General features: G+C 39.0%; 20 protein-coding genes and 3 rRNA genes. 1 reads left to right on the top strand and 22 read right to left on the bottom strand.

The window, feature by feature from the left end:
* Window positions 1-45 precede the first annotated feature (45 nt).
* The 3 genes from DM447_RS00280 to metG form a co-directional block, all read right to left on the bottom strand.
* A complete protein-coding gene (locus DM447_RS00280; RefSeq protein WP_112179109.1) occupies window positions 46-1,257 on the bottom strand; it encodes a resuscitation-promoting factor in 1,212 nt (403 codons plus the stop codon).
* Window positions 1,258-1,465: 208 nt separating this feature from the next.
* Window positions 1,466-2,236 (bottom strand): TatD family hydrolase, encoded by a 771-nt coding sequence (locus DM447_RS00275; RefSeq protein ID WP_112179107.1) that lies wholly within the window; start codon window positions 2,234-2,236, stop codon window positions 1,466-1,468.
* 577 nt (window positions 2,237-2,813) lie between these two features.
* Window positions 2,814-4,763 (bottom strand): methionine--tRNA ligase, encoded by a 1,950-nt coding sequence (gene metG / locus DM447_RS00270; RefSeq protein WP_112179105.1) that lies wholly within the window; start codon window positions 4,761-4,763, stop codon window positions 2,814-2,816.
* 406 nt (window positions 4,764-5,169) lie between these two features.
* Between metG and DM447_RS00265 the strand changes: the two genes are divergently transcribed.
* Window positions 5,170-5,448, top strand: a complete 279-nt coding sequence (locus DM447_RS00265; protein ID WP_112179103.1) for a transition state genes transcriptional regulator AbrB — start codon at window positions 5,170-5,172, stop codon at window positions 5,446-5,448.
* Between the two features lie 42 nt (window positions 5,449-5,490).
* Here DM447_RS00265 and rsmI read toward each other — a convergent pair whose 3' ends face one another.
* The 19 genes from rsmI to dnaX all read right to left on the bottom strand — a co-directional run bounded on the left by rsmI (window position 5,491) and on the right by dnaX (window position 23,009).
* On the bottom strand, window positions 5,491-6,363 hold the full coding sequence (gene rsmI, locus DM447_RS00260) for a 16S rRNA (cytidine(1402)-2'-O)-methyltransferase (protein WP_112179101.1): 873 nt from the start codon (window positions 6,361-6,363) through the stop codon (window positions 5,491-5,493).
* An 80-nt stretch (window positions 6,364-6,443) separates the two neighbouring features.
* Complete coding sequence (locus DM447_RS00255) at window positions 6,444-7,190, bottom strand: tRNA1(Val) (adenine(37)-N6)-methyltransferase (protein ID WP_112179099.1); 747 nt, start codon at window positions 7,188-7,190, stop codon at window positions 6,444-6,446.
* Window positions 7,191-7,323: 133 nt separating this feature from the next.
* Complete coding sequence (gene yabA / locus DM447_RS00250) at window positions 7,324-7,668, bottom strand: DNA replication initiation control protein YabA (protein WP_112179097.1); 345 nt, start codon at window positions 7,666-7,668, stop codon at window positions 7,324-7,326.
* Window positions 7,669-7,683: 15 nt separating this feature from the next.
* Entirely contained in the window at window positions 7,684-8,511 is an 828-nt protein-coding gene (locus DM447_RS00245) for a PSP1 domain-containing protein (RefSeq protein WP_112179095.1), read from the bottom strand.
* Window positions 8,512-8,515: 4 nt separating this feature from the next.
* Window positions 8,516-9,502, bottom strand: a complete 987-nt coding sequence (holB, locus tag DM447_RS00240; protein ID WP_112179093.1) for a DNA polymerase III subunit delta' — start codon at window positions 9,500-9,502, stop codon at window positions 8,516-8,518.
* A 122-nt stretch (window positions 9,503-9,624) separates the two neighbouring features.
* Window positions 9,625-10,065 carry a YaaR family protein gene (locus DM447_RS00235; RefSeq protein WP_112179091.1) on the bottom strand — a complete coding sequence of 147 codons (441 nt, stop codon included), beginning with the start codon at window positions 10,063-10,065 and terminating at the stop codon, window positions 9,625-9,627.
* Between the two features lie 62 nt (window positions 10,066-10,127).
* A complete protein-coding gene (locus tag DM447_RS00230) occupies window positions 10,128-10,457 on the bottom strand; it encodes a cyclic-di-AMP receptor (protein WP_112179089.1) in 330 nt (109 codons plus the stop codon).
* Between the two features lie 99 nt (window positions 10,458-10,556).
* Window positions 10,557-11,195 (bottom strand): dTMP kinase, encoded by a 639-nt coding sequence (gene tmk / locus DM447_RS00225; RefSeq protein WP_112179088.1) that lies wholly within the window; start codon window positions 11,193-11,195, stop codon window positions 10,557-10,559.
* 2 nt (window positions 11,196-11,197) lie between these two features.
* The gene (locus DM447_RS00220) at window positions 11,198-12,637 is read right to left on the bottom strand and encodes an aminotransferase class I/II-fold pyridoxal phosphate-dependent enzyme (protein ID WP_112179086.1); all 1,440 of its coding nucleotides are present in this window, start codon (window positions 12,635-12,637) and stop codon (window positions 11,198-11,200) included.
* A 109-nt stretch (window positions 12,638-12,746) separates the two neighbouring features.
* Window positions 12,747-12,938 (bottom strand): sigma factor G inhibitor Gin, encoded by a 192-nt coding sequence (locus tag DM447_RS00215; protein WP_112179084.1) that lies wholly within the window; start codon window positions 12,936-12,938, stop codon window positions 12,747-12,749.
* A 193-nt stretch (window positions 12,939-13,131) separates the two neighbouring features.
* Window positions 13,132-13,668, bottom strand: coding sequence for an ATP-binding protein (locus DM447_RS00210; RefSeq protein WP_112179082.1), 537 nt, complete (start codon window positions 13,666-13,668; stop codon window positions 13,132-13,134).
* 191 nt (window positions 13,669-13,859) lie between these two features.
* A 5S ribosomal RNA gene (gene rrf / locus DM447_RS00205) occupies window positions 13,860-13,975 on the bottom strand.
* A 212-nt stretch (window positions 13,976-14,187) separates the two neighbouring features.
* A 23S ribosomal RNA gene (locus DM447_RS00200) occupies window positions 14,188-17,134 on the bottom strand.
* A gap of 356 nt (window positions 17,135-17,490) precedes the next feature.
* A 16S ribosomal RNA gene (locus DM447_RS00195) occupies window positions 17,491-19,058 on the bottom strand.
* The 16S, 23S and 5S rRNA genes sit together here, the layout of an rRNA operon.
* Window positions 19,059-19,770: 712 nt before the next feature.
* Entirely contained in the window at window positions 19,771-20,040 is a 270-nt protein-coding gene (locus DM447_RS00190; protein ID WP_112179081.1) for a pro-sigmaK processing inhibitor BofA family protein, read from the bottom strand.
* Window positions 20,041-20,114: 74 nt separating this feature from the next.
* Window positions 20,115-20,330, bottom strand: a complete 216-nt coding sequence (locus tag DM447_RS00185; RefSeq protein ID WP_112179079.1) for a YaaL family protein — start codon at window positions 20,328-20,330, stop codon at window positions 20,115-20,117.
* 15 nt (window positions 20,331-20,345) lie between these two features.
* A complete protein-coding gene (gene recR, locus DM447_RS00180; RefSeq protein WP_112179077.1) occupies window positions 20,346-20,942 on the bottom strand; it encodes a recombination mediator RecR in 597 nt (198 codons plus the stop codon).
* A 14-nt stretch (window positions 20,943-20,956) separates the two neighbouring features.
* Window positions 20,957-21,280, bottom strand: a complete 324-nt coding sequence (locus DM447_RS00175) for a YbaB/EbfC family nucleoid-associated protein (RefSeq protein WP_112179075.1) — start codon at window positions 21,278-21,280, stop codon at window positions 20,957-20,959.
* Window positions 21,281-21,302: 22 nt separating this feature from the next.
* Window positions 21,303-23,009, bottom strand: a complete 1,707-nt coding sequence (gene dnaX, locus DM447_RS00170; RefSeq protein ID WP_112179073.1) for a DNA polymerase III subunit gamma/tau — start codon at window positions 23,007-23,009, stop codon at window positions 21,303-21,305.
* Between the last annotated feature and the right edge of the window lie 16 nt (window positions 23,010-23,025).

Below are 23,025 nucleotides of genomic sequence, written 5' to 3'. Positions count from 1 at the left end.
AAAAAACACCCTCACCACAGTGGGTAAAGGCGTCTTTATTTTAAATTAGTCTAAAATTTTAACTTTAACATTTCTAACACCAAAGCTCAGCGCTTCGCTATTTGAAGATACATGTACATCTATCTTATTTCCACTTATAGCGCCACCTGTATCACCAGCGACAGCATTACCATATCCTTCAACCCATACTTTCGTTCCTAAAGGAATAACACTTGAATCAACTGCAATAACTTTTGCGTTTGGGTTGCTTTTTAAATCAATGCCAGTGCTTGTTATACCTGAACATCCGTTGCAATTCGCTGTATATGCTGTTGCCTTCATGTAAAGTGTTTTACTACTGCTATCTCCACGAGAAACCGTTTCAGTCGCAGTGCTTGCTACAGTTGTTGTTGCAACTTCTTCTTTTGTTCCAACTGCGACAACACGTTTTTCACTTTCTTTTTTAATTTCTTCATTAATAAGTTCTCTCTCTACTTCTTCCCCATTTTCTAGGGTAACCTCATATTTCTTTTCAACTAAACCTTCTTCTCCAGCAGTTACAACTTCTTCTTTGCCTTTTGTTAAAGAGTTATCGCTTTTCGTTACAGTAGAATAGTCTATCGTTTCTTCCACTATATCCGTTACTTTTTCTACGCGGGTTATTGTTACAGCTGAATCAGCTATGACATCTTTTGTTTCTTCCGGTTCTACACGGTCTAACTCATTTAATTCAATGGATTGATCAGCTAGCAAGTCAGATATAGTCTCTTCTGTAGTCCAAACTTGTTTTTCTTCTCCACCATCATTAATGGTTACCTGCATTGCTTTATTAAGTTCAATTTCCAAGTCATTTTCAATTGCAGCAGAAGGATCTACTGATAGCACATCATGATCGCCAACTTCTACTTGCGCTTCTTCTAAAAACGAAGCTACTGTATCCTGCGTTGTGTAGTAAACCTCTTCTTCCTCATCAATTGTTAATACGAGGTTTTTTGCTTGTTTATATTGAATATCCATATTAGCTGTTATAAGTTCGTCTGTTTTATGCGAAAGTAAGTCGTGTTCTCCCACATTTAGTTCTAGTTCATCTATTAGGTCTGCTACAGTTTCAGCATGTGTCTCAACTGTTGTTGTTTCACCATTTTGTGTAACATTAACTTCTACCTTAGTTGCTTCAAATGATACAAAGCCTACAAATAGGAATAATGCTATTACTGATATAACAGGGATTACCAATTTCGATCGAAATGCTGGCAATAAATTTAAAAGATTCTTCATGCTCATTTGCCTCCTTCGTTCCCGCTGTTGTATTATATAAACAACGTATAGGCCTGTCAAATGGGCTTTTCTCTTGCTGTAATCACTTAAAACCATTGATATCAGTGTTTGCACTTGGTTTAAGAAGGTTTATTTCATCTATATTAAGAAAAGGTTACATTCTCTAATTAACGTTACATTTCCGTAATATAAGCAAATTAACCTTGATTTAATCATTTAAACGGAATAATCGATCGGCATTTTCCTTGGTTATACTTGCAATCTCTTCTACTGGAACCTCTCTTAATTCTGCTATCTTTTCAGCAATTAAAGCAACGTAAGCAGGTTCATTCCGCTTACCACGCTTTGGATGAGGTGCTAAAAACGGGCAATCCGTTTCAATTAATAACCGATCTGCTGGTACCATTTTGGCGACTTCTTTTGGCAAGGTTGCATTTTTGAATGAAACAGGTCCACCTAATGAAATGTAAAAGTTCATCCCAATAAACGCTGGCACATATTCAGCTGAATCATTATAACAATGCATGATTCCACCTACATCTGCTGCATTTTCTTCTTGCAAAATAGTCATTATATCCTCTGTTGCTTCTCTATTATGAATAATGATTGGTAAATTCACCTTGCGTGCTAATTGAATTTGTTTACGAAAAACTTCTTTTTGAATAGCCTTAGGTGATTTATCCCAATGATAATCTAACCCCATCTCTCCTAGTGCCACAACTTTTGGGTGTGAGGCTAGTTCTTCTAACCATGCCAATTCTTTTTCTGTAAAGTCGATCGCATCAACCGGATGCCAACCTACTGCTGCATAGAAGTTCTCATTCTCTTCAGCTAACTTAATAGCTCTCGGAATTGTTTCATGATCAAAACCAACAATCACCATATGAGTGACACCCGCTTCTTTCGCACGTTTAATCACTTCCTCACGATCTTCATCGAATTGCTTTACATTTAAATGTACATGCGTATCAAATAACATTTTATTATAACTCCTTTTATTTAGACTCTTTTCGTAAACTCTCTCGCTTCAACTTCCTAGTAGATAGAAATTGCGACGTAACATACCGCTCTGGAAATATACTACGCCTTCCGTGGGCACGGCTTCAGCTAACTTAGTAAAGCAAATGTTTTCGGTGGGCCGAGTAATCGCAGGGCCAAAAATCGCTTTACTAAGTGGATCTTCAGCTCGCGCTGTTCCCACAGGAGTCTACGTATATTTCCATCGCTATTTTTTACAGTTATTTTTTGTAGAAAAAACTAGCGTATCAAGTGAAATTGGCGACATCCTCGAAAATATAAAACCCTTTCTCGTGCGAGTGTCGCTGTCTAAGCATTCCTTGTCCTGCAGGAACAGCACGGGCTGAAGAGCCACTCGGGAGCGTTCTGTGCTTCCGAGTTAGATGAAGCCGTGCCTGAAGGGAGTCAATTTCACTTGAGGAGCGCGTACATTGCGTCGGATCTAATAATTTCTGAATTGACAATGGTTTTTATGAAATTAGTTTTATTTTAACAAGCGAAAACGCCTATCAGCTTTGATAAGCGTTCTCTTTTTGCTATTACTTTACAACTGATCCATTTGGTAAGTCTTGTTCTACTGTTGCTAGAGAAAGGTTGCCATTCTCATCTTCTCCAGACAAAATCATACCTTGTGACATTTCACCACGAAGTTTAACAGGCTTTAGATTTGTTATACAAATTACTTTTTTGCCTATCAATTCTTCTGTTGTATAAAATTCAGCAATACCAGAAATAATTTGTCGTTTTTCTGAGCCTAAATCAATCTGTATTTTTAATAATTTATCTGCCTTTTTAACTTTTTCTGCTTGTATTATTTCTGCTACTCGAAAATCCAATTTCATAAAATCGTCATATATTACTTCTTCTTTTGTTTCTACTTTTTCTGCTTCTTTCTTCGGCGCCGGTTTTTTCATCATATTTTTTATGATCTCTATTTCTTCTTTTGCATCTAAACGAGGGAAAATCGCGTCTTTCTTCGTTACCTTAGTACCCGCAACAATAATATCCGTATCGTTTAATGTATTCCACTCTTTATCTGACTCTTCTACTACACCGATTTGTTCAAATATGCTTGCTGGCGTTCGAGTTAGGAATGGTTGTAATAAAATCCCGATACGGCGTAATGCGTCAACTAAATGTGCCATAACATTACCAAGACGGTCTTTATTGGCTTCTTCTTTTGCTAAGCTCCATGGTTGCGTTTCATCAATATACTTATTAGTACGACTAACATACTTCCAAATAGCTGATAAGGCCACACTAAATTGCATATTGTCCATAGACTCTTCGACATTTTCAACCGTTTCTTTTGCAAGTGTTTCTAGTTGAATATCAAATTCATCTATTCCCGCTTGAAAAGTTGGAACCTCTCCATCAAAATATTTCTCAATCATCGCAACTGTACGATTTAATAGATTGCCTAAATCGTTAGCCAAATCATAATTAACACGTTCTACAAATCCCTCAGGCGTAAAGACACCATCTGAGCCAAATGGAACCTCGCGTAATAGGTAATAACGTAATGCATCTAATCCATAACGATCTGTTAATGAAATAGGATCGACTACATTCCCTTTTGATTTTGACATTTTTCCATCTTTCATCAAAATCCAACCATGTGCAAAAACCTGTTTCGGTAATGGTAGATCAAGCGCCATTAACATGATTGGCCAATAAATTGTGTGGAACCGAACAATTTCTTTACTCATTAAATGTACATCTGCAGGCCAATATTTTTGAAAGCGTCCATCTTCATCTGTTCCATATCCTAATGCTGTAATATAGTTAGATAATGCATCAATCCATACATAGATTACATGCTTTGCATTACCAGGCACTTGTACTCCCCAATCAAATGTTGTACGTGATACTGCCAAATCTTCTAATCCTGGTTTAATAAAATTATTAATCATTTCATTTTTCCGACTTTCTGGTTGAATGAAATGCGGATTCTCTTCATAAAAAGCCAATAATCTATCGACATACTTACTCATTTTAAAGAAATAGGACTCTTCTTTCACTTTTTCTACCGATGCACCACAGTCTGGACAATGCTTATTGTCTAGTTGTCTTTCCGTAAAAAAAGATTCACAAGACGTACAGTACCAACCCTCATATTGATCTAAGTAAATATCTCCTTGGTCTAACAATTGGGCAAAGATCTTCTCAACAACCTGTTTATGTCGTTCTTCTGTTGTCCGAATAAAATCGCCATAAGAAATATCTAGCTTATCCCATAGTTTCTTTATGCCAGTAACAATCTCATCTACATAAGCTTGCGGTGTTACTCCTTGTTCATCTGCTTTTTTTTGAATTTTTTGCCCATGTTCATCTGTGCCAGTTAAATACATAACGTCATACCCTCGTAATCGTTTATAGCGAGCCATAGCATCACCAGCTACAGTTGTATACGCATGACCAATATGTAAATTACCACTAGGATAATAAATTGGTGTCGTTAGATAAAATGTCTTTTTTTCTTTTTGCATACTATTTTGCCTCCCAAACCTATCTATGTCTTATTATTATATCCTTTTGGTACTTATATTTACACCAATAGTTTTAATTTAATAGGTATTCTTCATCTAATTTTAGCTGTTTTATTTATATATTTCCAATCCTACAGCTAATCTATTAAAAATAATATAGTAAAAACGCAATCAATTACCAAACAAACTGCCACCAGATTTCTACTTAATTATTAAATAAGTCTTTTATTTCTTCAATATAAGGAAAACACTTATTCACATCCTGTTTAGATTATTTAAAAATTAAGTCTATTTCTTGAATTTAGCCTTTTTTAAACAAAAGTAATTGACACATATAGAAATTACTGGTATATTCATAGTAGCTCTTGTCGAATATTGACGAAATATTATTAAAGGGGAGAATAAAATGAAATCTACTGGTATTGTACGTAAGGTTGATGAATTAGGTCGCGTAGTTATTCCAATTGAACTTCGCCGTACATTAGGAATTAATGAGAAAGATGCATTAGAAATTTATGTGGATGATGAACGTATTATTTTACAAAAATACAAGCCAAGCATGACTTGTCAAGTTACTGGCGAAATCTCTGATGATAACTTATCATTAGCTGGTGGTAAATTAGTATTAAGTCCTGAAGGTGCAAAAACGCTTATTGATGAAATTCAATCACGTTTAGACAAATAGTAATAAAATTAAACCCTTCACTTGTGAAGGGTTTTTAAAAACTTAATCAACATGGTAGATTTGATAGATATCTCGTTTAGGTAATTTGCGATCAAGTGCAACCTGTTTGATTGCCTCTTTATCTTTCATATTATCCTTTTCAATATAATAGGTGACATGATCTATGACAGACAACTCATTCCACCATACTTCTTCTGTCTCTTTGACGTCACTATTACCCTCAATCACAATGCAAAACTCACCTTTTACCGTACCAGTTTCCAACCATTCTATTACTTCTTGTACAGTTCCACGAATATATTCCTCAAAACGCTTTGTTAATTCACGTGCAACACTAACTTGTCTATCTCCTAAATTGTCAGCTATTTCTTGTAACGTATCAGCAATTCGATACGGCGATTCATAAAGTAAAATTGTGTCAGTTATTCTTTCTAAAAATTCAAACGCCTGTTTGCGATCCTTTTTCTTTCTTGGCAAAAAACCATAAAAGTAAAAATGAGTCGTATCTAACCCCGAACCTACTAATGCACAAAGTGCTGCATTTGCACCCGGTAAAACAACTACAGCAATATCTTCTCTTATGACAGCTTGGACCAACTGATTACCTGGATCGGATATTGCAGGCATTCCTGCATCACTTACTAAAGCAATATCTTTTCCTTCTTTTAGAACATCTAACAGCATTGATTCTCGTTGCGTTTGGTTATGCTCATGATAACTTACCAGTGGTTTCATAATTTCAAAGTGATTTAATAGCCTTTTTGTATTCCTTGTGTCTTCTGCAGCAATCTGTTCAACAGACTTTAATACATTTAATGCGCGTATTGTTATATCCTCTAAATTACCAATTGGTGTTGGAACAATAAATAAAGTGCCTTTTCCTTCCTCTTGGTCAAAGCTTTTCTGACTATGCATGTTCGACCCCCTCTTGTGCATTTGAAATCAAATGACATAATGTAGCATCTTTATAGTCTACTCTATAAACAACGTGTTGCTTATGCGTCACCATAGATAATTTCTTCAAGCTCTTTCGTATAGTGACCATGTTGATTAAAAGCATACAATGGTGACAATATCTTTAAATCTGGATTTCCATCACGTATTGCCTCAATTAATAATATATTTGCTTCTTTTCCCTCTTTCGGATAAACAAGTTGCATCCTTTTTGGTTCCAGTTTATATGCCCTACATAATGTAAGAATATCGACCAAACGATTTGGCCGATGTACCATACTAAGCTTTCCACCGGATTTGACTAAACGGCTACAGGATGAAATGACATCTTCCAATGTACAACATATCTCATGCCTTGCAATTGTTAAATAGTCATTTTTGTTATGATGTGCTGCGTTTATTGTTTTAAAATAAGGTGGATTAACTGTTACTAAATCAAATTTATCGTTACCAAAATAGGAGGGCATTTCTTTTAAATCACCATGAATTAAGTTGATTTGATCTTCTTTTTTATTAAACTGCACACTACGAATAGCCATATCATAAAGGCGTTCTTGAATCTCTACACCAGTTATCTTTACGTTAGATCGCTTACTTAATAACAACGGCACAACACCATTACCAGTGCAGAGATCCAGTATTTTCCCTCTTTTTATAGGTACTTGAGTAAAGTTTGCTAGTAACACTGCATCCAATGAAAAAGAAAACACATTGGGACTTTGAATAATTTGCATGGATTCGTCTGCTAATAAGAAGTCTAAACGCTCATCATCTTTTAATTCTACCATCATACTACTCCTCGCTCTATCGTCAAAAATAAAAAGGGACTGAAAATTTCGGGTTGTCACAACCCTCCAAAGATCAGTCCCTTTTCAAAAATTTCAGCGTGTAAGATTTAGCGTGTTCTTGTTGTGTTTCCATTTATTTTGTTTTATTTAAAAACATTAAACAAAACAAACAGTCTTCATCTTTTCTTGGACTGCCGAAATGCACATTACAAATATGAAAGCCCTCTTCATACAATCTAGCTAGGTTATCGTATCCTTCTCCAATTGAAACATCCACATCAGTGCCGTCACTCGTCGCTTCACTCTGTTCAGTATCCTTATCTAAACGAATACGTAAGTGATGGTTCTCCATAGCTAAACGGTGATTCTCCTCTAATAACTCACTCATATGTTGCTTTAGGTCACCTAATTGTTGATAGAGTTGTCCGAGTTGTTCTTCCATATATGATACTTGTTCAAAAACGTCTTTTTTATTCACGCTATCTCCACCCCATTACTCCGCGGCTTCCGTATGAATAACTCCTTCATCGATTAGCTCATCTAGCGTATACTCAATGACCCTATCTTTTTCAGAAATCTCTAATTGAATCATACGCTCTAAGATATTTATACCTACCACCTTACCTTTTCCATAAGGTGTTGTGATCGATTGCCCCAAATCAGGCAATTGTTTTTTAGCTGTTTCATAATCATCGTTTTCGTATTTAAGACAACACATTAAACGACCACATAAACCAGATATTTTTGCAGGATTCAAAGATAAATTTTGATCTTTGGCCATTTTAATCGATACTGGTTCAAAATCACCTAAAAAGGTTGAACAGCATAACATTCTCCCACAAGGGCCAATTCCACCTAGTAATTTCGCCTCATCACGAACACCAATTTGGCGCAATTCTATTCTGGTTTTAAATACAGATGCGAGATCTTTAACTAGATCGCGAAAGTCGACACGTCCATCTGCTGTAAAGTAAAAAATTACTTTATTTCGATCAAAAGTATACTCTACATCAACAAGATTCATATCTAAATCATGTTCACCGATTTTTGCATCACAGGCTTGATATGCTTGCTTTGCATTCTCTTGATTCTCGGCGACAATCAATTTATCTTTATCCGTAGCTATCCTTATCACTTTTTTCAAAGGAAGTACAACATCTTCTTCGTCGACCTCTTTATTTGAAATGACGACTTTACCAAACTCTATCCCTCTAATAGTTTCGACAATGACATATTGATCTTTGTCAATTGCGACCATTTCGGGGTCAAAATAATATATTTTACCCGCCTTTTTAAAACGGACACCAATAACATCTACCATTTTTTCACCTCTGCATCTGCAGTGTTAGTTGCTCCATCACTAAAGTCGGATGTACATTTTGTTCTATATGTTTCTTCGCTTCCATAATAGCATAAAGAATCGCTGTTGTATCCTGCTTTGAACAATGCATCGATATTTTTTTTATTTTTTCTTGATTTTCAATAAAAATAATACTCTCTTCTTTGTCAATATGGGTATACATAACGTCTTTATACCATAGCATAAGTAAGTCGAGACCCTCATGTAATTGATCGCGATTTGAAAAGTGTGACATCCATTGCTTTTGAATAAATAGTAACAATTCATTCGACCCAGCTTGAAGCATTTCAATTAATTGTACCACTATCTTTCTTGTCTCTGCAAACCGCTCATCCTGATGTAATAATCTTGCATCTTCAATCTGTGGCTTAAACGCTGCGAACAATCTTGCATTTGCTTCAGCAATACCTTCTGTTTGCAATGTTTTCTCGATCTGCTGTGCATTTAGTGGTTTAAGGGCCATAATCTGACACCGTGAACGAATTGTATCCAACAGTCCTTGCGTGTTTTCTGTTAATAGAATTGCAGTTGTCTGTTTATTAGGTTCTTCTAAAAATTTTAACAAGCGATTTGCAGCATTTGTTGTCATCTTTTCTGCGTCGACAATAATATATACTTTTTGATTCGATTCTAAACCGGTATAAGTGAATTCTTTTTGTAGATGTACAATCTGTTCTTTCTTTATAGAAGAACCGTCTGGGATGATTTTATGGACGTCTGGATGATTTCCTGAGGTAATACGAACACAGTCCTTGCAGACATGACACGGCTCACCATTTGCTATATGCTGACAAAAGATACTTTTTGCTAATAATGTACTCATTGCTTCTTTCCCTGTTCCTTTATCACCTTGAAACAAATAAGCATGTGCTAATCGATCGCGTGCAATCATGTTTGTTAGCATTTTCGTTGCAATCGGTTGAACTGTAGCAATCTCTTCCCATGTTTTCATCTGATTACTTCCTTTATAATTAAATCGAAAAAAAGAGCGAAATCCTATTTGAATTTCAACTCTTACTTACTATCTATTTTAGCATGTTTTATAAGAGTACAATAACTTTTTTGCTAATCTCTTTAGGAATATAAATTAATTAAAAGTCCTTTAATTTCACCAATTAAATCTAGTAACCCTATTGAACGCTTTTCTTGTTCTAACACAACCTCTGTTAATGCTAACAATTTTTCATCTACTTCATCTACAAGTGTAAGCTTTCGGTTGTTTCCCTGTAAATTAAAGCTATGTGAATGCTTAAGATCCATTCCATAGTTAACTGCTTCTTTAACGAAATCTTTTACTAAGCGTTTATATTTTGCTAAATCTTTAAAAGAACGATAACGAGCTAAACGTTCGCCTTGAAGTGTTATACCCTTCATCATCTCTTCTAATTGATGATTCATTAATTTCTGACCTTGTGTTGCTACCATCGAATCAAAACTTTTCCCGTTTGTTTTTTGTGGTAGACTTTTCGTCCTCGCTGCTTCGACTTGTGATCGCATTTCTTGATTAATCTTCACGTTGTTGTTCTCCCTTATTACCAAGATATCTAAAAGCGCTCAGAACTTGCATCTTCATTATATTAGAATTGGAAGAAAGAATCTACTGGTAAAACAAAGACTGTTGCTCCGCCAACTTCTATATTAATTGGTTTAGGTATATATGAATCTGCATTACCGCCCATTGGTGAAATCGGTGCTACCATCTGTTCTCGCTTGCTAGAATTTTGTTTAATGACTTCTAACGCCTCATCGACTGCATCATCATTACAACCAATCATTAAGGTCGTATTACCTTCTTTTAAGAAACCACCTGTTGTCGATAGTTTTGTTGTCTTAAAGTCCCTTTTTCCTAAAGCATCCGTTAATCGATTACTATCTTTATCCTGTAATACAGCTAATATTAATTTCACTATTATTCGCCTCCTGATTTTTTAACACAAACTTTTTATCGTTTTATAAAACCTACCTTGAAAGACTTAAACACTACATGACCTTAAACAAATTAAAATTTACATATGACTTGTTCTAATATATTTTAGTAAAGTCTCGTAAGTGGAGCCTACTACTACTTCAAGTGAAGGTGTTGCGTCAATTCTTGTTATACGATCAGGAAACCGTTCGATCAACAATTGATAGGCCTCATAAACTGCTTGATGAAAAGTTAACTTTTCAAGATCTAGTCTGTTTTGTTCACGCGTTTGATTTGCCGCAATTCTTTTTAATCCTTCTTCCGGTTCAACATCAAAAAACAAGGTGATATCAGGCATCGCTTCAAGTATGGCAAATTGATTCATTTGATATACTTCATCCATTCCTAATCCACGCGCATGACCTTGATAAGCCAAGCTACTATCAATAAAACGATCACAAAGAACTATTTTCCCCTCGTCTAATGCAGGAAATACCTTTTCCACTAAATGTTGACGTCTAGCTGCAGCATATAACAATGCTTCTGTTCGAGCATCCATTTCCGTATGAGCACGGTCTAAAATAATACCTCTAATTTTTTCTGCAATTGCTATTCCACCTGGTTCACGAGTTGTTATGACATCATAACCATCTTCCCTAAGCCGTCTAGCTGTTTCATGTAGAACAGAAGTTTTGCCAGCTCCTTCTCCACCCTCAAATGTTATAAAATATCCAGTCACACTCATTCTCCTTTAAATACAGTAACGCCTTTTCTTATATTCAGGTGTTGAAAATTCGTCTGTTTTTCTAGTAAATAGTCTATTGTTTCTAGATGTTCTTCGGTAATTTTTTCTCCTCTAACCAATACTGGTATACCTGGTGGATAAGGGATAACCGCTTCAGCTGTCACTTTTCCAACAGAACTAGCCCACTCTATAAACTCGGTTTCTTTATTAGGCATTTCCAAATAGGAATAAGCAAGTGTTGTGATCACTTCTGGAAAAAGATTATGTTTTGTTTCTATTGTATCATGTTTAGCAGAAAAAATTAATCGACTTGTTACCTTTTCTACTGCCCTTTCTAATCTTTCCCACTGATTAAAAGCTTGAAAACCATGAATAAATAGCAATTGACTATCGGTTCGCAACTCTGCAAAAATACCCTCTGACTCAAATATAGTCGCAATGGATTTTGTAGTGTAACCTTGTTTTACATGTAAAACAATCTTTAAGGGATCATCAACACTATTTTTTATGGGTATTAGATCCCAGACATCACTTTTTGAAAAAATATAGCGCATTTTTCTAATGCTACTTTTAATCGATACGATATCTTCCTTTGTTCTTGTTGCTAAGAAACTTCGAGCTAAATCCAAACTTGCCATTAAGGGATAAGATGGGCTACTAGATTGTAATATTTGTAGGTAGTGTGCTATTCTTTCCTTTTTTAAAAAAGATACGTTCACATGTAAGAAAGCTGCCATTGTCATAGCTGGTGCCATTTTGTGTGCAGATTGAACAACGATATCAGCACCCATATCTAATGCTGACTTTGGAAACATTTCTTTATCAACCGAGAAATGAACGCCATGCGCTTCGTCAACTAATACCGTAATTTGATGCTTATGGGCTATTTCTATAATTTCGTCTAACTCATATGTATGACCGAAGTAGTCGGGGTAAGTTAAAACAAGCACTTTAGCATCTGGATTATTAACAATAGCCGCTATCAAATCTTTGGTTGAAGGTGCTGTGTAGCGTCTTACATTCTCATCATAGGTTGGTGCAACAAAAATAGGCCATGCGCCACTTAACTCTATTCCATTAAAAATCGATTTATGGCTGTTGCGTTGTACAATTACTTTTTCATTTTGAGCACATGTGGCTAAAATCATTGCAAGATTTCCAACCGTACTCCCACCAACCAAAAAAAATGTGTGAGCTGCATTAAACCACTCACTTGCCATACTTTCAGCCTCTGCTATTGCTTCATTTGGTGCATGTAGATCATCTAACCCTGTTAATTCTGTTAAGTCGATAGATAAAATAGAGCTATAATAATCAAGAGCTTTATCAGGAAAAATAGTGCCGTTCTTATGACCTGGCACATGAAGAGAGAGCGGCTCTTTATCAGCAAATTTTTTTAACACATTAAATAATGGTGTGTTTAGTTGGTTCTTCATTATGATATGTCATCCTTTTTCTTTGATACTTTCATTATAGCAATAGTTTCACAACAAAATAAAAAAATCTCGTATCTCTATAGCCAGATTACGAGATTTGATGTCACCATCACGAGTATAAGGTTGATTGATTCATTCTTTTTAACTTTTCTACAAAATAGGAATATGATGGATCTTCAGGCTCTGTTTGAACTATTTTTTGTTCGCAATGTGAACATATAAATAAATTGTAAACATTTATTCCCTCTTCTTTTTCTTTATCACAAACGATGCATATATGATTATTTGTTAACTCTACCATCTCTCCACCTCCGTTAAACTAGCATCTCCTAATCTAACGTTTTTATACATTGTTTTAAAAGTTTAATACTAATTTCTTCTTTTAAAAGACTTTATTAAAATTTAATGTTTTTTATAGTTATAAAGATATAAGTTACATATAATTAGAAGTTCTATTTCGCCTTATTATCTTCTTTAATTAAACAACATTTAAATCATTCAGAGTTTAGGTAATTTAAGACAATAACTACTCGTTCACTTCCTGAATAATCTCCCTCAATTTTTAATACTGGACATGGCAAGTCTGCCATCCAATACTCATGTGATTTTTTACTCCTAACATCCATTCCTCCACTATCATATAAAGATGCCCAATCTAGAAAGGTTTTCGATTGTTCACATTTACTCCCACCAACTAATATTTTATTACCATAACGTTGAAATTCTCTTTCTTTTAACCTTTCAAGTCTTATATCTTCCGGAACCCATAGGAATATAACTAGGTCAAAGTAATTTTTAAGGTTATCACCCCAACCACACACTGCCCCAGAAAGAATCACGTTTTTATTAAGTGCTAAATCTTTTTTTAGCATCCTTCTTCTTTGAGATACTTCTCTTTGTTTAGTGAATTTAGTTGTCCAAAAATAATCATCGGTATCCAGATATGTGTGAGGTAATTTCATTGATAACAAATCACCCAATGTTGAAGTACCAGTCCCCGAAGCACCCATTATATGAATTTTATCTTTCACTGTTCCTCCTCCTTTAATCACCTTTTCCTAACTTTTAGAAAAAGGTTTAAATCTTGAATTAGTCCTTCGTGATCAATTACTCTAATGCATGTTGGTGGTTTGTTTCATCTATAATATCACATCAACTTACTTTCAAAAAAATTTCAAACAAAAAACATCTATTACAATGAAGTAATAGATGTTTTATAGTTGCTTAGCGACGTCCTACTCTCGCAGGGGCAAAGCCCCAACTACCATGAGCGCTGAAGAGCTTAACTGCTGTGTTCGGCATGGGAACAGGTGTGACCTCTTCGCTATTGTCACTAAACCATTTTGAAGATAGTGTACCTTCAAAACTAGATAAGAATTACAACAAGACAACATACATCAATCCAGCTCCAGCGTCCAGCAACTGGGTGGCTTCATCAATTTCCCTACGATAAGTCATCATCGATTCACTTACGTTCATCGTGATTCCTTTATCTCAGTCAATTCATTCCATCCACTGCGTTGCTAAACGGACGCTTACGCTTCTTTTTTATAGTTAAGTCCTCGATCTATTAGTATTCGTCAGCTACACGTGTCACCACGCTTCCACCTCGAACCTATCAACCTCATCGTCTCTGAGGGATCTTACTCTAAAAAGATGAGAAGTCTCATCTTGAGGGGGGCTTCATGCTTAGATGCTTTCAGCACTTATCCCTTCCACACGTAGCTACCCAGCGATGCTCTTGGCAGAACAACTGGTACACCAGCGGTGTGTCCATCCCGGTCCTCTCGTACTAAGGACAGCTCCTCTCAAACTTCTTGCGCCCACGACGGATAGGGACCGAACTGTCTCACGACGTTCTGAACCCAGCTCGCGTACCGCTTTAATGGGCGAACAGCCCAACCCTTGGGACCGACTACAGCCCCAGGATGCGATGAGCCGACATCGAGGTGCCAAACCTCCCCGTCGATGTGGACTCTTGGGGGAGATAAGCCTGTTATCCCCGGGGTAGCTTTTATCCGTTGAGCGACGGCCCTTCCATACGGTACCGCCGGATCACTAAGCCCGACTTTCGTCCCTGCTCGACTTGTAGGTCTCGCAGTCAAGCTCCCTTCTGCCTTTACACTCTTCGAATGATTTCCAACCATTCTGAGGGAACCTTTGGGCGCCTCCGTTACTCTTTAGGAGGCGACCGCCCCAGTCAAACTGCCCACCTGACACTGTCTCCGAACCGGATCACGGTTCTGGGTTAGAAGGTCAACACAGCCAGGGTGGTATCCCACGGGCGCCTCGACGTAAGCTAGCGCTCACGCTTCAACGGCTCCCACCTATCCTGTACAAGCTGTGCCGACATTCAATATCAGGCTACAGTAAAGCTCCACGGGGTCTTTCCGTCCTGTCGCGGGTAATGCGCATCTTCACGCATCGTATAATTTCACCGGGTCTCTCGTTGAGACAGTGCCCAAGTCGTTGCACCTTTCGTGCGGGTCGGAACTTACCCGACAAGGAATTTCGCTACCTTAGGACCGTTATAGTTACGGCCGCCGTTTACTGGGGCTTCGGTTCAGCGCTTCGCCCGAAAGCTAACGCATCCCCTTAACCTTCCAGCACCGGGCAGGTGTCAGCCCCTATACTTCGCCTTACGGCTTCGCAGAGACCTGTGTTTTTGCTAAACAGTCGCTTGGGCCTTTTCACTGCGGCTTCTCGTAAAAGAAGCACCCCTTCTCCCGAAGTTACGGGGTCATTTTGCCGAGTTCCTTAACGAGAGTTCTCCCGATCACCTTAGAATTCTCTTCTCGCCTACCTGTGTCGGTTTACGGTACGGGCACCTCTTTCCTCACTAGAGGCTTTTCTTGGCAGTGTGAAATCCGGAACTTCGGTACTTAAGTTCCCTCCCCATCACAGCTCAACCTTACATTGGACGGATTTACCTATCCAACAGCCTCACTGCTTGGGCGCGCATAACCAGCAGCGCGCTTTCCATATCCTACTGCGTCCCCCCGTTGTTCAAACGGAAAGGAGGTGGTACAGGAATATCAACCTGTTGTCCATCGCCTACGCCTTTCGGCCTCGGCTTAGGTCCCGACTAACCCTGAGCGGACGAGCCTTCCTCAGGAAACCTTGGGCTTTCGGTGAAGAAGATTCTCACTTCTTTTTCGCTACTCATACCGGCATTCTCACTTCTAAGCGCTCCACCAGTCCTCACGGTCTGACTTCGCTGCACTTAGAACGCTCTCCTACCAATCCAAGAAGTGCAATACTTCTTGGAATCCGTAGCTTCGGTGATACGTTTAGCCCCGGTACATTTTCGGCGCAGCGTCACTCGACCAGTGAGCTATTACGCACTCTTTAAATGATGGCTGCTTCTGAGCCAACATCCTGGTTGTCTATGCAACGCCACATCCTTTTCCACTTAACGTATACTTTGGGACCTTAGCTGACGGTCTGGGCTGTTTCCCTTTCGACTATGAACCTTATCACCCATAGTCTGACTCCCAAGGCAATATGATTGGCATTCGGAGTTTGACTGAATTCGGTAACCCGGTAAGGGCCCCTAGTCCAATCAGTGCTCTACCTCCAACATACGTTCCTTGAGGCTAGCCCTAAAGCTATTTCGGAGAGAACCAGCTATCTCCGTGTTCGATTGGCATTTCACCCCTACCCACACCTCATCCCCGCATTTTTCAACATGCGTGGGTTCGGGCCTCCAGTCAGTGTTACCTGACCTTCACCCTGGACATGGGTAGATCACACGGTTTCGGGTCTACGACCCTTTACTATCACGCCCTATTCAGACTCGCTTTCGCTGCGGCTCCACCTGTGCGGCTTAACCTTGCAAAGAATCGTAACTCGCCGGTCCATTCTACAAAAGGTACGCCGTCACTCATTCTTTTTCCCGAAGGAAAATATCGAGCTTCGACTACTTGTAGGCACACGGTTTCAGGATCTCTTTCACTCCCCTTCCGGGGTGCTTTTCACCTTTCCCTCACGGTACTGGTACACTATCGGTCACTAGGGAGTATTTAGCCTTGGGAGATGGTCCTCCCGGATTCCGACGGAATTTCTCGTGTTCCGCCGTACTCAGGATCCACGCTGGAGGAAACGTCCTTTTCATTACAGGGCTCTTACCTTCTTCGGCTGATCGTTCCAGATCGATTCATGTAAAACGTTTCTTTGTAACTCCGTATAGCGTGTCCTACAACCCCAAAAAGCAAGCTTTTTGGTTTGGGCTGATTCCGTTTCGCTCGCCGCTACTCAGGAAATCGCATTTGCTTTCTCTTCCTCCGGGTACTAAGATGTTTCAGTTCCCCGGGTCTGCCTCACTTTACCTATGTATTCAGTAAAGTGTCCTACTCCATTACGAGCAGGGGGTTCCCCCATTCGGAAATTCCTGGATCAATGCCTACGTACGGCTCCCCAAGACATATCGGTGTTTGTCCCGTCCTTCTTCGGCTCCTAGTGCCAAGGCATCCACCGTGCGCCCTTTCTTACTTAACTATATTAGTTAATAAAAGCGTTTGGTTCTTCTTACTTTGATATGATGTCTTGTCATATGTTAGGCTCACGTTCTGTTTTGTACTAAAAGTACAATCCTTCTCGCTTCCTAACTTCTTATCTAGTTTTCAAGGTACATAAAATGAAAGATACTTGATCTCTCAAAACTGAACCAAACCACACAGTATGTTTTCCTATATGTCCAGCTTCTAGCACGCAACGACTAGTAAACTTCCTTCTCCTCCGTACGATAAGGCAACATCAACTCACTTTCGTTCGTTGTGTTTTCTTTATCTCCTTCGGTTCAGTCCAGTTCATACGTCGTTAAACGCGTGCTTACGCTTTTCATTTATCCTTAGAAAGGAGGTGATCCAGCCGCACCTTCCGATACGGCTACCTTGTTACGACTTCACCCCAATCATTGGCCCCACCTTCGGCGGCTGGTTCCTGTAAAGGTTACCTCACCGACTTCGGGTGTTGCTAACTCTCGTGGTGTGACGGGCGGTGTGTACAAGACCCGGGAACGTATTCACCGCGGCATGCTGATCCGCGATTACTAGCGATTCCGGCTTCATGTAGGCGAGTTGCAGCCTACAATCCGAACTGAGAATGGTTTTATGGGATTTGCTTCACCTCGCGGCTTCGCTGCCCTTTGTACCATCCATTGTAGCACGTGTGTAGCCCAGGTCATAAGGGGCATGATGATTTGACGTCATCCCCACCTTCCTCCGGTTTATCACCGGCAGTCACTTTAGAGTGCCCAACTAAATGCTGGCAACTAAAATCAAGGGTTGCGCTCGTTGCGGGACTTAACCCAACATCTCACGACACGAGCTGACGACAACCATGCACCACCTGTCACGCTGTCCCCGAAGGGAACGCCCTATCTCTAGGGTTATCAGCGGATGTCAAGACCTGGTAAGGTTCTTCGCGTTGCTTCGAATTAAACCACATGCTCCACCGCTTGTGCGGGTCCCCGTCAATTCTTTTGAGTTTCAGCCTTGCGGCCGTACTCCCCAGGCGGAGTGCTTAATGCGTTAGCTGCAGCACTAAGGGGCGGAAACCCCCTAACACCTAGCACTCATCGTTTACGGCGTGGACTACCAGGGTATCTAATCCTGTTTGCTCCCCACGCTTTCGCGCCTCAGCGTCAGTTACAGACCAGAGAGTCGCCTTCGCCACTGGTGTTCCTCCACATATCTACGCATTTCACCGCTACACGTGGAATTCCACTCTCCTCTTCTGTACTCAAGTTCCCCAGTTTCCAATGACCGCTTGTGGTTGAGCCACAAGATTTCACATCAGACTTAAAGAACCGCCTGCGCGCGCTTTACGCCCAATAATTCCGGACAACGCTTGCCCCCTACGTATTACCGCGGCTGCTGGCACGTAGTTAGCCGGGGCTTCCTCGTTAGGTACCGTCAAGGTACCGTCCTGTTAGAACGGTACTTGTTCTTCCCTAACAACAGAACTTTACGATCCGAAAACCTTCATCGTTCACGCGGCGTTGCTCCGTCAGACTTTCGTCCATTGCGGAAGATTCCCTACTGCTGCCTCCCGTAGGAGTCTGGGCCGTGTCTCAGTCCCAGTGTGGCCGATCACCCTCTCAGGTCGGCTACGCATCGTCGCCTTGGTAGGCCATTACCCTACCAACTAGCTAATGCGCCGCGGGCCCATCTGTAAGTGACAGCTCAAAGAGCCGCCTTTCAACTTCCCTTTAGGTAAAGAAAAGTGTTATCCGGTATTAGCCCCGGTTTCCCGGAGTTATCCCAGTCTTACAGGCAGGTTGCCCACGTGTTACTCACCCGTCCGCCGCTCAATCCATAAGCTTCACCCCGAAGGGATTCACTTATTTCATGCGCTCGACTTGCATGTATTAGGCACGCCGCCAGCGTTCGTCCTGAGCCAAGATCAAACTCTCCATAAAATGCGAGCTTGCTGCTCAAATACTTAACTAGCTTGTTGTTTCTACTTACTTAACATACTGTGTGTTTCGTTCAGTTTTCAAAGATCAATTAATATTGTTATCAACTCGACAACCTCTATATCATAACACTTGTTAGCGCTTAATGTCAATTCTTATTTTTAAGTTTGTTTCGATAGCTACAAACCAAAATTTCAAGAACAACTTATTTCGACAACTTAAAAATTATAATATATATTCAAAAAAAATGCAAGAACTTTTTGAAATGATTTTAGGATGTATATTGATCATTGCCTTTCAAAAAAGCAACGACATTCAATATAACACGCCTTCCTTCTATTTGTAAACATCAAATAAAAGGATATTTATAAATAGATTGTTGATTATGACTGAATTTCCATAAACTCCGACGTATTGTACTTAATATCAATGCCTCAGCAAATTGTTTCACTTTCCGCTGGCAAATACAATAGCATAAGTCCTGCATTTATAGATATATACGAGCGTGTCAAATGACATTGGTGACACTGTTGCAGTAATAACGCAAGCTGAATATCCACTCGATAAGCGAACTTTGCTTATCCGAATTAGCTGAAGCCATGCATTTCTCTCAAGTCCGAATTTTGAATGGTAAAAACATTTAAGAAAAGAGCAAAATAAAAAAACTCATCTGGGGACTGATACCACCACAAGACGAGTTTTTTATTAGAAGCTTTCAAACAAATACAAATATGTGCAACGCAGCTAAAGAAACTAAACCAGGAATACCTAGAAATCCAGTGATTACAGCTGTATACCCATTTATCGGTAAGTGCAAGCCAAGCGATGCACCAAATACATTAAAGAAGAATAGGAACAATACACCTATAACTAACTTTACACTACCATGCATCAACCAGCGCATTGGTTTTAAAGGCGCACCTACAAATAGTAAGACAATAATTAATACAACAATACTACTTATAATTACAACAGAAGAGCCCACCTCTTTTCCTCCTTCCCTGTCCTTTCTACAAAAATATGAGAAAAACAAAGGAATTAGAACTAGACTCTTCTTTATTAGTGACGGGCACTTATATTACGGTGCCTCGCTTCCCTTAGTAAATAGAAGTATTTCGTTTCAGCAACTTTTAAATCATATAAGCCTGTTTCACTCGGTTCTACACTTTTTTCAATAATCTCTTTTATTTGCATCCACTCATCTTTTAAACGAAAAATTTCTTCTAATAACCGGTTATCTACATCTTTTTGTTTAATTTTATAACCAAAAGCCATGTGATCTCCACCACCTTATAGTTCACGTCTTCCTTCTAGTGCTTTGGAAAGCGTAACTTCATCAGCATACTCTAAATCTCCACCCATAGGTAATCCATGAGCGATTCGAGTAATTTTAATTCCAGCAGGTTTAACTAATCGCGAAATATACATCGCAGTAGCTTCCCCTTCAATATTAGGATTAGTAGCAAGAATCAATTCTTCCACTTCTTCATCCTTTAGGCGATTTAATAAACTTGGCACATTAATATCTTCTGGTCCTATTCCATCCATTGGTGAGATTGCTCCATGGAGGACATGATAACGTCCACTGAAATCTTTCATTTTTTCCATAGCAATGACATCTTTTGGATCTTGTACAACACAGATCAATGTATTGTCCCGCGTTTCATCTTGGCATATCTGGCACGGATCCGTATCTGTAATATGTCCACATACTGTACAGTGCGTGAGTTCTCGTTTCGCACTAACTAAAGACTTTGCAAAATCTAACACGTCATCTTCTTTCATATTTAATACAAAAAAAGCCAGACGAACCGCTGTTTTCGGTCCGATCCCCGGCAATTTTGTAAAGCTATCAATTAGCTTTGAAATCGGTTCTGGATAATACACAGGTTATAGCCCTCCTAGAACATTCCGCCAGGTAAATTCATACCTTTCGTGAACTGTCCCATCGTATCGTTAGACTTATCTTCTACTTGTTTTAGTACGTCGTTTGTTGCAGCTAAGACTAGGTCTTGAAGCATTTCTACATCTTCAGGATCTACTACTTCTTCCTTAATCTCTACATCTGTAATTACTTTATTACCATTAGCAGTTACCTTAACCATTCCACCACCTGCAGTAGCTTCAAAGCTCATATCTTGCAGTTCTTCTTGTGCTTTTGCCATATCCTTTTGCATTTTTTGCATTTGTTTCATCATTTTATTCATATTTCCTCCACCACGCATGGAAAAAACCTCCTTATATTATCTAATTATCATGTATTTCCAGCAAGTCATCACCGACAAGTTTACGTGCTTCTTCTATTAAAGGATCTTCTTCCGTTGCTTCTTGTTCACCATCTGGATCTATAATAGCTTGTTGTCGCTGTTTTTGCACGTATTCTTCGCGAATCTCTTGCCAATTACTATCTGGTACGGGAATTATCGATATATTCTTTCCGATAGTTTCCGCTATTAATGATTCTATCGTTTCTTGGTGGTCTAAAGCAAGTGAACAGTGAATTTCGTATTTAAAAGCTAGAATTAATGCCTGATCAGATGCTGCACTAGGCTTACTATCCAATACAGTAGCATGGGCTGGCGCATTTTGTTGTTTTAATCTTTTCATAAAGTCCGCCCATTGCGATTGTATCTCTTTTAAATTCGATTTAGATGCATCATCAAGAACTTGACGAATTCTCTCATATGGTACTTTGAATCGATTTTTTGATGGCATTGGTTTTCGCTTTGGTGTTGAAGTAGGTCGTTGTCCGTCTGATTCACTTGTAGGTGGATTTCGCTTTAGTTCAGCTAGTTCTTTTTCTAAACGATCCATTTTTTGAGTGAGTACCTTAATTGATTCTACATCACTAGAAGAAGAATGCACAATTGACGCTTGCTCGGTTATCTTCAACATCGTGATTTCAATAAAGACTTTCGGACTATTCGTCCAACGCATTTCTTGCTGGCAATGGTTAAACTCCGAAATAGAACGTTGAATCCAGTTGGCGTCTATTTTTTTAATTAATTGTTCAAACGAATCATTAACAACGGCACGTTCTAATACTTGTTCAAGTCCTGGTGCACTTTGATATAATAAAATATCACGAAAAAAATAGATGGTGTCAAAAACAAATCGGCCTGGATCCTTACCTTCTTGGATAAATCCATCTACTAATCGCAAAGCTTGTTGTACATTTTTATCATATAATGCATGCACCATCTCTGTTAACTTCTCTTGAGACACAGCTCCAGTCACTGCTAAGACATCATCTAAGACAACTTCTTCATCACTATAGGAGATCGCCTGATCCAATAAACTTAACGCATCACGCATACCACCTTCTGCAGCTAATGCTACAGCATCTAGCGCTTCTTTGGTTACTGCAACATTCTCATGATTAATAATTGTTTGCATTCTTTCTACAATTACTTGTTGTGTTATTCGTTTAAAGTCAAAGCGTTGACACCTTGAGATAATCGTCAATGGTATTTTGTGTGGTTCGGTTGTTGCTAAAATAAAAATGACGTGCTTTGGTGGTTCTTCTAGCGTCTTTAGTAATGCGTTAAAAGCACCAATCGACAGCATATGTACCTCATCGATTATATATACTTTGTATGATACAGCACTTGGTGCATATTTCACTTTATCTCGGATATCCCGAATTTGTTCTACTCCATTATTTGAAGCAGCATCAATTTCCATTACATCTGAAATGGAACCATCTTGAATTCCCTTACAGGCATCACATTCGTTACACGGTTCTGCAACCGGTGCTTGTCTACAGTTAATTGTTTTCGCAAAGATCTTCGCAGCACTTGTTTTACCAGTACCTCTCGGTCCAGAGAATAAATAAGCATGCGAAAACTTCTCCTGCACGATCGCGTTTTGGAGTGTTCGCGTAATATGCGGTTGTCCTACTACGTCGGTAAAACTTAAAGGACGCCATACACGATACAATGCTTGATAGCTCATTTTCATGATCCTCTCT

It is taken from the genome of Paraliobacillus zengyii, from assembly GCF_003268595.1.
GTDB lineage: Bacteria > Bacillota > Bacilli > Bacillales > Amphibacillaceae > Paraliobacillus_A > Paraliobacillus_A zengyii.
Note: the sequence above shows the minus strand (reverse complement) of the source record. Positions and strands in the feature narration are given on the sequence as shown.